The sequence below is a fragment of the Micromonospora sp. NPDC000089 genome, assembly GCF_042899365.1.
In the GTDB taxonomy this organism is placed as follows: domain Bacteria; phylum Actinomycetota; class Actinomycetes; order Mycobacteriales; family Micromonosporaceae; genus Micromonospora.
Window position 1 is genome coordinate 107804 of record NZ_JBIAZT010000012.1, and the last position, 15998, is coordinate 123801.

Sequence of the window (15998 nt, forward strand, 5' to 3'; positions counted from 1 at the left end):
GACCATGGCTGACGAGGCGAAGCTTCTCGACTACCTCAAGCGGGTCACCGCCGACCTGCACCAGGTGCGGCAGCGGCTGCGCGAGGTGGAGGCCGGCGAGCAGGAGCCGGTCGCGATCGTCGGCATGAGCTGCCGCTTCCCCGGTGGCATCCGTACCCCGGAGCAGCTGTGGGAGGTGGTGGCGTCCGGCCGGGACGTGATGACCGAGTTCCCCACCGACCGGGGCTGGGACCTCGACGCGCTGCACGCCGGCGACCCCGAGGACGCCGGCACCTCGTACGCGCGCCACGGCGGCTTCGTCACCGACCTGGCCGACTTCGACAGCGGCTTCTTCGCCATCTCGCCGCGCGAGGCGCTCGCCATGGACCCCCAGCAGCGGTGGCTGCTGGAGACCACCTGGGAGGTCTTCGAGCGGGCCGGCATCGACCCGCACACGCTGCGCGGCAGCCGTACCGGCGTGTTCGCCGGCAGCACCGGCCAGGACTACGGCACGGTGTTGATGACCGCCGCCGCGCAGGGCCTGGAAGGGCACCTGATGACCGGCAACGCCGGCAGCGTGGTGTCCGGCCGGATCGCCTACACGTTCGGCCTGGAAGGGCCCGCGGTCACCGTCGACACCGCCTGCTCGTCGTCGCTGGTGGCGATGCACCTGGCCGGGCAGGCGCTGCGGCAGCGGGAGTGCACGCTCGCCGTCGTCGCCGGCGTCACCGCCATGTGTACGCCGGGCGCCTTCGTCGAGTTCTCCCGCCAGCGCGGACTGGCCGCCGACGGCCGGTGCAAGGCGTTCGCCGCCGCCGCCGACGGCACCGGCTGGTCCGAGGGCGTCGGCGTGCTGCTGCTGGAACGCGTCTCCGACGCCCGCCGCAACGGCCATCCGATCCTCGCCGTGCTGCGCGGCAGCGCGGTCAACCAGGACGGCGCGTCGAACGGGCTCAGCGCCCCGAACGGCCCGTCGCAGCAGCGGGTGATCCAGCAGGCCCTGGCCAACGCCGGGCTCGCCGCCGGCGGCGTGGACGTGGTGGAGGCGCACGGCACCGGCACCCGGCTCGGCGACCCGATCGAGGCGCAGGCGCTGCTGGCCACGTACGGGCAGGACCGGGGCGACGCCGCGCCGCTGCTGCTCGGCTCCGTCAAGTCGAACCTGGGGCACACGCAGGCGGCGGCCGGCGTCGCCGGGGTGATCAAGATGGTGCAGGCGATGCAGCATGGGCTCGTCCCGCCCACGCTGCACGTGGACGCGCCGACGCCGCAGGTCGACTGGGACACCGGCGCGGTCGAGCTGGTCACCGAGGCCACCCCGTGGCCGGCGGTGGACCGGCCCCGCCGCTCGGCGATCTCCTCGTTCGGCGTGTCCGGCACCAACGCGCACACCATCCTCGAACAGGCGCCGCCGGACGAGCCCGCCCCGGCCGACGACGCGCCGACACGTACCCGCCCGGTCGTACCGGTGCTGGTGTCCGCCCGCGACGACGCCGCGCTCGCCGACCAGGCCGGCCGCTGGGCCGCGCGGCTGGCCGCCGACCCGGCGTCGACCGCGCTCGACGTGGCGTTCTCGTCGGCGACCGCGCGGGCGGCGCTGGACCGGCGGGCCGTGCTGGCCGCCACCGACCGCGACGACCTGCTCGCCGGCCTGCGGGCACTCGCGGCCGGAACGCCGACGGCCACCACGGCGACCGGCGCGGCCACCGACCGGCAGGGCCTGGCGGTGCTGTTCTCCGGGCAGGGCGCGCAGCGTGCCGGCATGGGTCGGGAGTTGTCCGAGGCGTTCGGTGTGTTCGCCGCCGCGTTGGACGAGGTGTGCGCGGCACTCGATCCGTTGCTGCCGCAGCCGCTGAAGCCGGTGTTGTTCGGTGACGGCGATCTGTTGGACCAGACGCGGTTCACGCAGGCCGGGCTGTTCGCGGTCGAGGTGGCCCTGTTCCGCCTGATCGAGTCGTTCGGGGTGACCCCGGACTTCGTGGGTGGGCACTCGATCGGCGAGGTCACCGCCGCCCACGTGGCGGGGGTGTTGTCGCTGCCGGACGCGTGTGCGCTGGTCGCCGCGCGGGGCCGGCTCATGCAGGCGTTGCCGGCCGGTGGCGGGATGTTGGCGGTCGCCGCGCCGGAGGCCGAGGTGGCCGCGTCGATCGAGGCGCACACCGCGCTGGGGATCGCGGCGGTGAACGGGCCGTCGTCCACGGTGGTGTCCGGTCCGGTCGACGCGCTGGACGAGATCGAGCGGAGCTGGCGGGACCGGGGTGTGCGGGTTCGCCGGTTGACGGTGTCGCACGCGTTCCACAGTCCGCTGATGGAGCCGATGCTGGCCGAGTTCCGCACCGTGCTGGACGGGTTGACGTTCGCCGCACCGCTGCTGCCGGTCGTGTCCAACGTGACCGGCGCGCTGGCGGCGGGAGACGACCTGCGCACGCCCGACTACTGGGTGCGGCACGTGCGGGAGGCGGTGCGTTACGCCGACGGGGTCGCCGCGTTGCGCGCCGCCGGGGCGGACACGTTCCTGGAGGTCGGCCCGCAGAGCGTGCTGACCGCGCTGACCGCGGAGATCCTGCCCGACGACGACACGGTGGTCGCGACCGCGGTGCAGCGTCGGGACCGGGACGAGACCGGGGCGTTGCTGGCCGGGCTGGCGGAGTTGCACGTGCACGGCGTCCAGGTCGACTGGGCGCCGTGGTTCGCCGGCACCGGCGCGACCCGCGTCGACCTGCCCACCTACGCGTTCCAGCGCCAGCGCTACTGGCCGGAGGCCGGCGGCGGCTGGACCGGCGACGTCACCGCGGTCGGCCTGCGCCCCGCCCGGCACCCGCTGCTCGGCGCCGCCGTCGGCGTCGCCCACGCCGAGGGCTTCCTGTTCACCGGCCGGCTGTCCCGGCGTACCCACCCGTGGATCGCCGACCACGTCGTCTTCGACACCGTGCTGCTGCCCGGCACCGGCTTCGTCGAGCTGGCCCTCCAGGCCGGCGCGCACGTCGGCGCCGACCACGTCCGCGAACTGACCCTCGAAGCGCCGCTGATCCTGCCCGAGACCGGCGGCGTCGACATCCAGCTCTGGATCGGCCCGGCCGACGAAACCGGCTGCCGGTCCGTGTCGCTGCACTCCGCGCCCGACGAGCAGTCCGGCAGCGAGCAGACCGACAGTGAGCCCGCCGACGGGGAACACCGCGCCTGGACCCGCAACGCCAGCGGCGTCCTCGCCGACCGGCCGGCGCAACCCGGCGTACCCGGCTGGTCCGACCTGGCCGGCTGGCCGCCGCCGGACGCCACCGAGGTGCCCACCGACCAGCTCTATCCGCACCTCGCCGCGCAGGGCTACGACTACGGCCCGTCGTTCATCGCGCTGCGGGCCGCCTGGCGGCGCGGCGACGACCTCTTCGCCGACCTGACGCTGCCCGAGACACCGGCCGCCGAGGCCGGCGGCTACGGCGTGCACCCGGCGCTGCTCGACGCCGCGCTGCACACGCTCGGCCTCACCAGCGCCGCCGGGGAACCCGCCGGCCCCGGCCTGCCCCCCGGCCACGGCCGGCTGCCGTTCTCCTGGAACGACATCGCGCTGCACGCCGCCGGCGCCGCCGCCGCCCGGGTCCGGGTCCGGCACACCGGCCCGGACAGCGTCTCGCTGCTCCTCGCCGGCGTCGACGGCGCCCCCATCGCCTCGGTCGGCTCGCTGGTCCTACGGCCGGTCACCGCCGACCAGCTCCGCACCGCCGGCGGCGGCGGACCCGAGTCGCTGTACCGGATCGACTGGACCCCGCTGCCGCTGCCCACCGGACCGGCCGCCGGCACGTGGGCGGTGCTCGACACCGACGCCGCGCTCGCCGACGCGGTGGCCGCCACCGGGACGGCCGTCACCGCGTACCCCGATCTCGTGGCCCTGACCGGCGCGCTCGACGACGGCGCCGACGCACCCGGCGTGCTTGTCGCGTCGTTCCTCGACCCGCGCGGCGAGCGCGACGTGCCCCGCTGGGTCGCCGAGGTGACCCACCGGGCGCTCGACGTGCTCCAGCGGTTCCTCGCCGACGACCGCTACGAGGCGACCCGGCTGGTCGTGCTCACCCGCGGCGCGGTCGCCACCGAGCCGGACGCCGACCTCACCGACCTGGCCGGCGCCGCCGTCATCGGCCTGGTGCGCTCCGCCCAGTCCGAGAACCCGGGCCGGTTCGTGCTGGTCGACGTGGACGACCCGGCGACCGCCGCCGCCGCGCTGGTCGCGGCGCTGGACACCGACGAACCGCAGCTCGCCATCCGCGCCGGCGTCGCGGCCGGCGCCCGGCTCGCCCGGGTGCCCGCGCCCGCCGAGCCGGCCGACCCGGCGTTCGACGCCGACGGCACCGTGCTGATCACCGGCGCTACCGGCACGCTCGGCCAGCTCATGAGCCGGCACCTGGTGACCCGGCACGGCGTGCGGCACCTGGTGCTCACCAGCCGGCGCGGCCGGGACGCCGCCGGCATCCCGGAACTCTGCGACGAGCTGACCGCGCTCGGCGCCACCGTCACGGTCGCCGCCTGCGACGTCGCCGACCGCGACGCGGTCGCCGCGCTGCTCGCCGAACTCCCCGCCGACCACCCGCTCACCGCCGTGGTCCACGCCGCCGGGGTACGCGACGACGGCGTCATCTCCTCCCTCACCCCGGACCGGGTCGACGGCGTGCTGCGCCCCAAGGTCGACGCCGCCTGGTACCTGCACGAGCTGACCGCCGACCTCGACCTCACCGCGTTCGTCTCGTACTCCTCGCTCGCGGCCACCGCCGGCGGCCCCGGCCAGGGCAACTACGCCGCCGCCAACGCGTTCCTCGACGGGCTGGCCCACCACCGTCGCGCCCGCGGCCTCGCCGCGCTCACCCTCGCGTGGGGCCTCTGGGCCGACCGCAGCGGCATGACCACCGAACTGGACGACGTCCACCTCAACCGCATCTCCCGCTCCGGCGTGTCCGCGATGGAGGCGGAGGAGGGGCTGGCGCTCTTCGACGCCGCCTGCCGCGTCCCGGCCGCCGCGCTGGTGCCCGCCCGACTCGACCTGGCCGCCATGCGGGCCCAGTTCGCCGGCGCCGTCCCGCCGCTGTACCGGGCACTGATCCGCGCCGGCCGGGGCGCCGCGGCGGCGCCGGCCACCGGGGCGTCCCTGGTGCAGCAGCTCGCCGCGCTCGGCGACGACGAACGGCGGGCCGCACTGCTGGAGATCGTCCGCGGTCAGGCCGCCGCCGTGCTCGGCTACCCGGACCCGGCGGCGGTCGACCCGCGGCGGGCGTTCAACGACCTCGGCTTCGACTCGCTGACCGCGGTCGAGATGCGCAACCGGCTGACCAACGCGTTCGGCATGCGGCTGCCGGCCACGCTGGTCTTCGACTATCCGAGCCCGTACGAGCTCGCCGCGCATCTGGACACCGGGATCGCCGGCGCCCCGGCCCCGACCCGCCCGGTGGCCGCCCCGGCCGTCGTCGGCGACGACGAGCCGTTGGCCATCATCGGGATGGCCTGCCGGCTGCCCGGCGGGGTGTCCACCCCGCAGGAGCTGTGGCGGCTGGTCGCCGACGGGGTCGACGCGATCACCGACCTGCCCGGCGACCGGGGTTGGGACCTGGACACGCTCTACAGCCCCGACCCGGACGCCGCCGGCACGTTCTACGCCCGCGGTGGCGGCTTCCTCGCCGACGTCGACCGGTTCGACCCCGGGTTCTTCGGCATCAGCCCGCGCGAGGCGCTGGCCATGGACCCGCAGCAGCGGCTGCTGCTGGAGACCACCTGGGAGACGTTCGAGTCCGCCGGCATCGACCCCGCCGGGGTACGCGGCAGCAGCACCGGCGTGTTCGTCGGCACCAGCGGCCAGGACTACGGATCGCTGCTCGCGTTCGCGCCGGAGGAGACCTCCGGGTACGCGCTCACCGGCATGACCAGCAGCGTCATCTCCGGCCGGGTCGCCTACACGTACGGGCTGGAGGGGCCGGCGGTCTCGCTGGACACCGCCTGCTCGTCGTCGCTCGTCGCGCTGCACTGGGCCGGGCAGGCGCTGCGCCGCGGCGAGTGCGACCTGGCGCTGGCCGGCGGCGTCATCGTGATGGCCACCCCGACCGCGTTCGTGGAGTTCTCCCGCCAGCGCGGACTGGCCGCCGACGGGCGGTGCAAGTCGTTCGCCGCCGCCGCCGACGGCACCGGCTGGTCCGAGGGCGTCGGCCTGCTGCTGGTGCAGCGCCTCTCCGACGCCCGCCGGCAGGGCCGGCACGTGCTCGCGGTCGTGCGCGGCAGCGCGGTTAACTCCGACGGCGCGTCGAATGGCCTCACCGCCCCGAACGGCCCGTCCCAGCAGCGGGTCATTCAGGCGGCGCTGGCCGCCGCTCGGCTCGGCCCGGCCGACGTGGACGTGGTGGAGGCGCACGGCACCGGCACCACGCTCGGCGATCCGATCGAGGCGCAGGCGCTGCTGGCCACGTACGGGCAGGACCGGCCGGCAGGTCGGCCGCTGCTGCTCGGGTCGATCAAGTCGAACATCGGTCACGCGCAGGCCGCCGCCGGCGTGGCCGGCGTCATCAAGATGGTGCAGGCCATGCGGCACGGCACCGTGCCCCGCACGCTGCACGTGGACGAGCCGTCCCCGCACATCGACTGGGACGCCGGCGCGGTGGAGCTGGTCACCTCGGCGCGCCCGTGGCCGGACAGCGACCGCCCGCGCCGGGCCGCCGTGTCGTCGTTCGGCATCTCCGGCACCAACGCGCACGTCATCGTGGAGCAGGGCGACGAACCGGCCGCGCCGGCCGCCACCGGCCCCGGCCTGCTGGACGCCGCCGCGACGGTGTGGTCGGTGTCCGCTCGCTCCCGCGCCGCGCTGGCCGGGCAGGCGGCCCGCCTGGCCGACCACGTCCGCTCGCACGGCGACCTCGATGCCGCCGCGGTCGCCTGGTCGCTGGTCTCCACCCGGTCGACGTTCGACCAGCGGGCCGCCGTGGTCGGGTCGTCGGTGAAGGAGCTGCTGTCCGGCCTGGACGCGCTCGCCGACGGGTCGCCGTCGCCGCACCTGGTCACCGGCGCGGTCTCCACCGCCGCCGGTCCGGTGTTCGTGTTCCCGGGTCAGGGTGCGCAGTCGGCGCGGATGGCGGCGGGCCTGGTGGGTCGGTGCGCGCCGTTCGACGCGGCGCTGGCCGAGTGCCAGGTGGCCCTCTCTCCTTACCTCGATGTCGACCTGTTGTCGGTGCTGACCGGTGACGACGAGTCGTGGTTGGACCGTGTCGAGGTGGTGCAGCCGGTGCTGTGGGCGGTGGGTATCGCCCTGGCGGCCGTGTGGCGGCACGTGGGTATCAACCCGCAGGCCGTGGTCGGGCATTCGCAGGGTGAGATCGGCGCGGCCTGTGTGGCGGGGATCCTGTCCCTTGGCGACGCGGCGAAGACGGTGGCGTTGCGGTCGCGGGCGCTGTCGGTGCTGCGCGGCACCGGCACGATGGCATCGGTTGACCTGTCCGCCGACGAGGTCACCGCGCGACTGGCGGGAGCGGCCCCGGGCGACGGTGTCACGCCGGACGACGGTCCGTTCCCCGGCGTGGGGATCGCTGCCGTCAACGGCCCGGCGACCGTGGTGGTGTCGGGTCCGCCGCAGGCGGTCGCGGATCTGGTCGAGTCGTGTCAGGCCGACGGTGTGCGGGCCCGGCTGATCCCGGTGGACTACGCCTCGCACTCCGCCGCCGTGGAGGAGGTCGCGCAGCAGCTCCGCACGGAGCTGGCGGGGGTGACGCCGCAGGCCGGTCACATCCGGCTGGTGTCCACACTCACCGGGGACTGGGTGGACCCGGCGACGATGACCGCCGACTACTGGTACGACAACCTGCGCCGCACGGTCCAGTTCGACACCGCCGTGCGTACCGCGATCGAGGCCGGTCACACGACGTTCGTGGAGATCTCGCCGCATCCGGTGCTGACCATGCCGGTGACCGCGATCCTGGACGACCTCGGCACGGCCGGGCACACGTTGTCGACGCTGCGGCGGGGTGAGGACGACCCGACCCGGCTGTTGACCAACCTGGCCACCGCGCACACCATCGGCCTGCCGGTCGACCTCACCGCGGTGCTGGCCCGGACCGACACCGTCGCGCTGCCCACCTACGCGTTCGAGCAGCAGCGGTTCTGGCTCGACCCGCCCGCCCACCGGGCCCAGGACGTCGCCTCCGCCGGCCTCCAGGACGCCGGGCACCCGCTGCTCAGCGCCGCGGTGGAGTTCCCCGACAGCGACCGGCTGGTCCTCACCGGCCGACTCTCCGTCCGCACCCACCCGTGGCTCGGCGAGCACCGGGTGATGGACGCGATCCTGCTGCCCGGCACCGCCTTCGTCGAGCTGGCCGCGCACGCCGGCGAGCAGGCCGGCGCACCGGTGGTGGAGGAACTCACCCTGCTCGCCCCGCTGGTCCTGCCCGAACTCGGCTCGCTGCAGATCCAGCTCGGCGTCGGCGAGCGCGACGAGACCGGCCGTCGGTCGGTGCAGTTGCACTCCCGCCCGTACCGGGACGGATCCGACGAGATCCTCGCCGACGTGGCCTGGACCTGCCACGCCACCGGCCAGCTCGCCCCGCGCGGCACCGAACCGCCCGCGTTCGACCTCGGCGTGTGGCCACCGCCCGGCGCCACCCCGGTCCCCTCCGACGCCTTCTACGCCGGCATCGAGTCGACCGTCTTCGGTTACGGCCCGGTCTTCCGCGGCCTGCGCGCCGCCTGGACCCGGGGCGACGAGGTCTTCGCCGAGGTGGCGCTGCCCACCGACCACCACGCCGAGGCCGGCCGGTTCGGCATCCACCCGGCGCTGCTCGACGGCGCGCTCCAGGCCATGTCCATCGGCGGCTTCCTCGGCCGGATGGGCGACGGGGCCGACGCCACCGCGCCCCGGCTGCCGTTCGCCTGGACCGGTGTCACGCTGATCGCCGCCGGTGCCACCGCGCTACGGGTCCGCGTCGCCGCGGCCGGCGACGTGGGCGTCACGTTCCAGGTCGCCGACGCCACCGGCGCGCCGGTCCTGCACGCCGACTCGCTGATCATGCGCCGGGTCACCGGCGACGCGCTCGGCGCCGCCCGCTCCGGCCGACATGAGTCGCTGTTCCAGGTGGACTGGCCGGCGCTGCCGGTGACCGCCGGACCGTCGCCGGCCGCCACCGGATGGGTGGTGCTCGGCGACGACCTCGCGCTCAACGCCGCCGCCGAGGCCGCCGGCGCCCGGGTCCGCCCCGACCTCGCCCCGGAATCCTTCGCCGAGCTGCTCGCCGGTGGGGAACCCGCCCCCGAGACGCTGATCGTCCCGGTCGGCCGCACCGGCGAGGGCGCCGGCCCCGAACTGGCCGCGCAGGCCCGGGCCGCCACCCACCGCGTGCTCGACACCGTCCAGGCGTTCCTCGCCGACGACCGGTTCGCCGCCACCCGGCTGGTGCTGGTCACCCGCGGCGCGGTCGCCACCGGGCAACCGGCCGGGGTCGACCTGCGGCAGGCCCCGGTCTGGGGGCTCGTCCGCACCGCCCAGCTCGAACACCCCGACCGGCTCCAGCTGCTCGACCTGGACGCCGACCCGGCCGGCGGTGACCTGCTCGCCGCCGCGCTCGGCACCGGCGAACCGCAGCTCGCCGTGCACGCCGGCCAGGTACGCGCCCCGCGCCTGGCCCGCGTACCGGCCGGGCTGGCGCCCCTGCCCGGTGGCGTCGACCCGGACGGCACCGTGCTGATCACCGGCGGCACCGGCGTGCTGGGCCGGCTGCTGGCCCGGCACCTCGCCACCACCCACGGCATGCGGCACCTGCTGCTCGCCGGGCGGCGCGGCGCGACCGCCGACGGCATCGACGACCTGGTCGCCGAGCTGGCCGGGGCCGGCACGGAGGTCACGGTCGCCGCCTGCGACGCCGCCGACCCGGACGCGCTCGCCGCGCTGCTCGACGGCATCCCCGCCGCGTACCCGCTCACCGCCGTGGTGCACGCCGCCGGCGTGCTCGACGACGGCGTGCTGGAGTCGCTCACCCCGGACCGGATCGACGCGGTCGGCATCCCCAAGATCGACGCGGCGTGGCACCTGCACCGGCTGACCGCAGGCCGGGACCTCGCCGCGTTCGTGCTCTTCTCCTCGGCCGCGGCCACGCTCGGCAGCGCCGGCCAGGCCAACTACGGCGCCGCGAACGCTTTCCTCGACGCGCTCGCCGCGCACCGGCGGGCCCAGGGGCTGCCCGGCATCTCCCTCGCCTGGGGCCTGTGGGAGCAGGCCAGCGGCATGACCGGCCACCTGGCCGACGCCGACGTGCGGCGGATGGCCGAGCAGGGCGCCGCCGGGCTCGCCACCGAGCAGGCACTGCACCTGTTCGACGCCGCCTGGCGGCTGGACACCGCCGCCGTCGTACCGATGCGGTTGGACGTGGCGGCGCTGCGCGGCCAGGCCGAGGCCGGCGTGCTCGCGCCGCTGCTGCGCGGCCTGGTCCGGGTGCCGCTGCGCCGCTCGGTCGACGCGGGCGGCGCCGGCACCGGCGGCGTGCCGCTCACCCAGCGGCTCGCCGGCCTGGCCGACCCGGAGCGGCGCAAGGTGCTGCTCGACGTGGTCCGGGCGAACGTGGCCGCCGTGCTCGGCCACGCCGGGCCGGAGGCCGTCGACCCCGGCCGGCTCTTCACCGACCTGGGCTTCGACTCGCTGACCGCGGTCGACCTGCGCAACCGGCTCAACACGTTGTCCGGGCTGCGGTTGCCGGCCACGCTGGTCTTCGACTACCCGACGCCGCACGCCCTCGCCGAGAAGCTGGCCGGTGAGATCGCCGCCGACGCCGCCCCCTCCACCCAGCCGCTCTTCCAGGGCATCGACGCGGTGGAGGCGCTGCTCACCACGCTCGCCCTCGATCCGGCGACCCGGGACCGGTTCACCACCCGGATGCGCGACCTGCTCGCCAAGGCCACCGACGTCGCCGGCCCCACCGGCGAACCGGACCGGCCCGATCTCGACGCGGCCAGCGACGACGAGATCTTCGACTTCATCAGCAAAGAGTTTGGAATCTCCTGACATGACCACCGCGGATCAAGGCAGGGACGCGATGAGCGACGACGACAAGCTGCGGTACTTCCTCAAGCGGGTGACCGCCGACCTGCACGACACGAAGCGCAAGCTGCAGACCGTCGAGGCGCGGGACACCGAACCGCTCGCCATCGTGTCGATGAGCTGCCGGTTCCCCGGCGGCGTACGCTCCCCGGAGGACCTGTGGGACCTGGTCGCCGGCGGGCGCGACGCGCTCACCGAGTTCCCCGACGACCGGGGCTGGGATCTCGACGCGCTGTACGATCCCGACCCGGACAAGCCGGGCAAGAGCTACACCCGGGTCGGTGGCTTCCTCGACGGCGCGGGCGACTTCGACCCGGCCCTGTTCGGCATCTCGCCCCGTGAGGCGCTCGCGATGGACCCGCAGCAGCGGCTGCTGCTGGAGACGTCCTGGGAGGCGATCGAGCGGGCCGGGATCGACCCGCTGTCGCTGCGCGGCAGCGCCACCGGCGTCTTCGTCGGCCTGAGCACGTCCAACTACGGAATGGGCCTGCCGTACGTGCCCGACGGCGTGGACATGTACCTCGGCACCGGCAACACCACCAGCGTCGCCTCCGGCCGGATCTCGTTCACGCTCGGCCTGAACGGCCCCGCCGTCACCGTCGACACCGCCTGCTCGTCCTCGCTCGTGGCGCTGCACCTGGCCGGGCAGGCGCTGCGCCGCGGCGAGTGCGACCTCGCGGTCGCCGGCGGCGTCACCGTGATGGCCACCCCGGGCGTGTTCATCGTCTTCTCCCGCCAGCGCGGCATGTCCGTCGACGGACGGTGCCGGGCGTTCGCGGCCGGCGCCGACGGCACCGGCTGGGGCGAGGGCGGCGGCGTGGTCGTGGTGGAACGGCTCGCCGACGCCGAACGCAACGGCCACCCGATCCTCGCCGTGATCCGCGGCAGCGCGCTCAACCAGGACGGCGCCTCCAACGGGCTCACCGCTCCGAACGGCCCCTCCCAGCAGCGGGTGATCCGGGCCGCGCTGGCCGACGCCCGGCTCGGCGCGGCCGACGTCGACCTGGTCGAGGCGCACGGCACCGGCACCACGCTCGGCGACCCGATCGAGGCGCAGGCGCTGATCGCCACGTATGGTCAGGACCGTCCCGCCGACCGCCCGCTCCGGCTGGGCTCGGTGAAGTCGAACATCGGTCACACGCAGAGCGCCGCCGGCGTCGCCGGGCTGGTCAAGATGGTGATGGCGCTGCGGCACGGCACGCTCCCGGCGACCCTGCACGTGGACGAGCCGTCGCCGCACGTCGACTGGTCCGCCGGCGCGGTGGAGCTGATCACCGAGAACCGGCCCTGGCCGGAGCTGGGCCGGCCCCGCCGGGGCGGCGTCTCCTCGTTCGGGGTCAGCGGCACCAACGCCCACGTCATCGTCGAGGAGTACCGCCCGGCCGCCGTAGAGCCGGCGGACGGGCCGCCCATCGACGAGACCCAGGCGCCGCCCCGGGCCGGGCTGGTCGCCGGTGGCGTCACCGCCTGGCCGGTCTCAGCCCGCAGCCGGGGCGCGCTCGCCGGGCAGGCCGCCCGCCTCGCCGCACACCTGCGCGCCCACCCGACCGACCCGACCGTGGTGGCCTGGTCGCTGGCCACCACCCGGTCCACGCTGGACCAGCGGGCCGTCGTCGTCGGCGCCGAGCCGGCCGAGTTGCTGGCCGGGCTGGACGCCCTGGCCGCCGGTCTGCCGGCGGGCAACCTCGTGACCGGTAAGGCGGCCGCCGCCGGTGCCGGCCCGGTCTTCGTCTTTCCCGGCCAGGGCGCCCAGTCCGCCGGGATGGCCGCCGGGCTGATCGGCCGGTGCCCGGTCTTCGACGCCGCGTTGGCCCAGTGCCAGACCGCGCTGACCCCGCACCTGGACGTCGACCTGGTGTCGGTGCTGACCGGTGACGACGAGTCGTGGCTGGATCGGGTCGAGGTGGTGCAGCCGGTGCTCTGGGCGGTCGGCGTCGCGCTCGCCGCCGTCTGGCGCGCGGCCGGCGTCACGCCCGACGCGGTGATCGGCCACTCCCAGGGCGAGATCGGCGCGGCGTGCGTCGCCGGGATCCTGTCCCTGGACGATGCGGCGCGGACGGTGGCGTTGCGGTCCCGGACGCTGTCCGCGCTGCGGGGCACCGGCACGATGGCGTCGGTCGACCTGTCCGCAGACGAGGTGACTGCCCGGCTGGGCGGCTTCGACGGTGTCGGGGTGGCGGCGGTGAACGGCCCGGCGACCGTGGTGGTGTCCGGTCCGCCGCAGGCGGTCGCCGATCTGGTGGACGCCTGCCAGGCCGACGGCATCCGGGCCCGGCTGATCCCGGTGGACTACGCGTCGCACTCGGCCGCCGTGGAGGAGGTCGCGCAGCAGTTGCGCACCGACCTGGCCGGGGTGACGCCGCAGCCCGGTCACACCCGGCTGGTGTCCACGCTCACCGGGGACTGGGTGGACCCGGCGACGATGACCGCGCACTACTGGTACGACAACCTGCGCCGCACGGTCCGCTTCGACACGGCGGTCCGCACCGCGGTCGAGGCGGGGCACACGACGTTCGTGGAGATCTCGCCGCATCCGGTGTTGGCCATGCCGGTCACCGCGATCCTGGACGACACGGGCACCGCCGGGCACACGCTGGGCAGCCTGCGTCGGGGTGAGGACGACCCGACCCGGCTGTTGACCAACCTGGCGACCGCGCACAGCATCGGCCTGCCCGTCGACCTGACCGCCGTGCTGGCCGAAACCGACACCGTCGCGCTGCCCACCTACGCGTTCGACCACCAGCGACTCTGGCTCGACGGCAGCGGCGGCCCCGACCGGGAGAGCCAGCCGGCCGACCACACCGGGCCGGATGACAGTGGCTTCTGGGCCGCCGTCGAACGCGACGACCTGCCCGCCCTGGCCGGGCTGGTCGCCGGCGAGGACACGCACGGCGTCCAGGCGCTCGACGCGCTGGCGCCCGCGCTGCCCGTGCTGCACCGCTGGCGGCGGCAGCGCCGCCGCCAGTCGGACATCGACAGTTGGCGCTACCAGGACACCTGGAAGCCGCTCATCGGTCTCACCAACCGCGGCATGGCCGGCAGCTGGCTGGTCGTGCTGCCCACCGGCGAGATCGTCGAGCCCTGGCAGGAGGCGTGCGTCGAGGCGTTCACCGCCGCCGGCGCCACCGTCGTGCCGGTGCCGGTCGACACCACCGACGCCGGCCGGGACGTGCTGGGCAAGCTGCTGGGCGCAGCGCTCGCCACCGGTGCGGGCGAGGTGACCGGCGTGGTATCCCTGCTCGCGTTCGACGAGCTGAGCCACCCGATGCACCCGTCCGTGCCCGGCGGCTTCGCCGCCACCGTCGCGCTGGTCCAGGCGCTGGGCGACATCGGCCTCACCGCCCCGATGTGGGCGGTCACCTCCGGCGCCGTCTCGGTCGGCCGGGCCGAACTGCTCCGCTCGCCCGGCCAGGCGATGACCTGGGGCTTCGGTCGGGTCGCCGCGCTGGAACACCCGCAGCGCTGGGGCGGACTCGTCGACCTGCCGGAGGCGGTCGACGAGCGCAGCGCCGGCCTGCTGGTCGCGGCGCTCACCTCCGCCGGCGACGAGGACCAGATCGCGGTACGCCCCGGCGGCCTGCTCGGCCGGCGGCTCACCCGCGTCCCGCTCGGCGACAGCCGACCCGCGCACCCGTGGCAGCCCTCCGGCACCGCGTTGGTCACCGGCGGCACCGGCGCGCTCGGCGGGCACGCCGCCCGCTGGCTCGCCCGCAGCGGAGTGGAGAACGTCATCGTGGCCAGCCGGCGCGGCATGGACGCCCCCGGTGCCGCCGCGCTCGTCGACGAACTCACCGCGCTCGGCGCCACCGCCAGCGTGGTCACCTGCGACGCCACCGACCGGGACGCCCTGGCCGCGCTGATCGACGGCATCCCCGCCGAGCAGCCGCTGCGGGTGGTGGTGCACGCCAGCGCCGTACTGGACGACGCACTGATCAACGACGTGCGGATCGACCAGATCGAGCGGGTCCTCGCCGCGAAGGTGGACGTCGCGTACCACCTGCACGAGCTGACCCTCGACCTCGACCTGGCCGCGTTCGTGCTGTTCTCCTCGTTCGCCGGGTCGGTGGGCAGCTCAGGCGTCGGCAACTACGCCCCGAGCAACGCGTTCCTCGACGCGCTCGCCCAGCACCGGCGCGGCCTCGGCCTGCCCGGCACGTCCATCGCCTGGGGGGCGTGGGCCGGCGGCGGTATGGCCGACGGGCCGTTCGGCGAGCTGCTGCACCGCCACGGCGTACCCGAGATGCCGCCGGAGGCCGCGATCACCGCGCTGCACCAGGCCGTCGACCACGGCGAGGCGTTCCTCACCGTGGCCGACATCGCCTGGGAGCGGTTCTCCGTCGCGTTCACCGCGACCCGGCCCGGTCCGCTGATCAGCGATCTGCCGGACGTACGCCGGTTGCGCACCGCCGAGCGGACCACCGGCGGCGAGGTGCCCGACGGCCCGGAGTCGCTGCGCGACCGGCTCGCCGGGCTGCCCGCCGGCGACCGGATGGCGGTGCTGCTCGCGCTGGTCCGCAGCCAGGTGGCGGCCGTGCTCAACTACCCGTCCGGGGAGTCGGTGGACGAGCAGCGCGCGTTCCGCGAGCTGGGCTTCGACTCGGTCACCGCGGTCGAGCTGCGCAACCGGCTCGGCCTGGCGACCGGGGTGGCGTTGCCGGTCACCCTGGTCTTCGACTACCCGACGCCGACCACGCTGGCCGAGTACCTCTACGCCGAGGTGGCCCAGGACGACGTGGTCACCCCGACCGCGTTGCTGGACGACCTGGACCGGATCGCCGACGGGCTCGACGTGGTGGCCCGCGACGAGGCCGCCCGGGTCCGGGCCACCGTCCGCCTCCAGGCCATGCTCACCCGGCTCGCCCAGGGCGGCGGCGGCGACGACCTCGGCCGTCACCTCGGCGACGCCAGCGACGACGAGCTGTTCGCCATGGTGGACCGCGACCTCGGTCTGTCCTGACCCGCACCGGCTCACTCC

2 protein-coding genes are annotated in these 15998 nt (G+C 75.6%); both read left to right on the plus strand.

Annotated elements, in window-relative coordinates:
• Window positions 1–4: 4 nt before the first annotated feature.
• Window positions 5–10987, plus strand: a complete 10983-nt coding sequence (locus ACFY3U_RS21330) for an SDR family NAD(P)-dependent oxidoreductase (protein WP_387204294.1) — start codon at window positions 5–7, stop codon at window positions 10985–10987.
• Window positions 10988–11057: 70 nt separating this feature from the next.
• A complete protein-coding gene (locus ACFY3U_RS21335; protein ID WP_387204482.1) occupies window positions 11058–15980 on the plus strand; it encodes a type I polyketide synthase in 4923 nt (1640 codons plus the stop codon).
• The last annotated feature ends 18 nt before the right edge of the window (window positions 15981–15998 follow it).

Excerpts from the sequence above, each read along its gene's own strand:
- ACFY3U_RS21330 (WP_387204294.1), top strand. The coding sequence starts at position 5 with ATGGCTGACGAGGCGAAGCTTCTCGACTACCTCAAGCGGGTCACCGCC.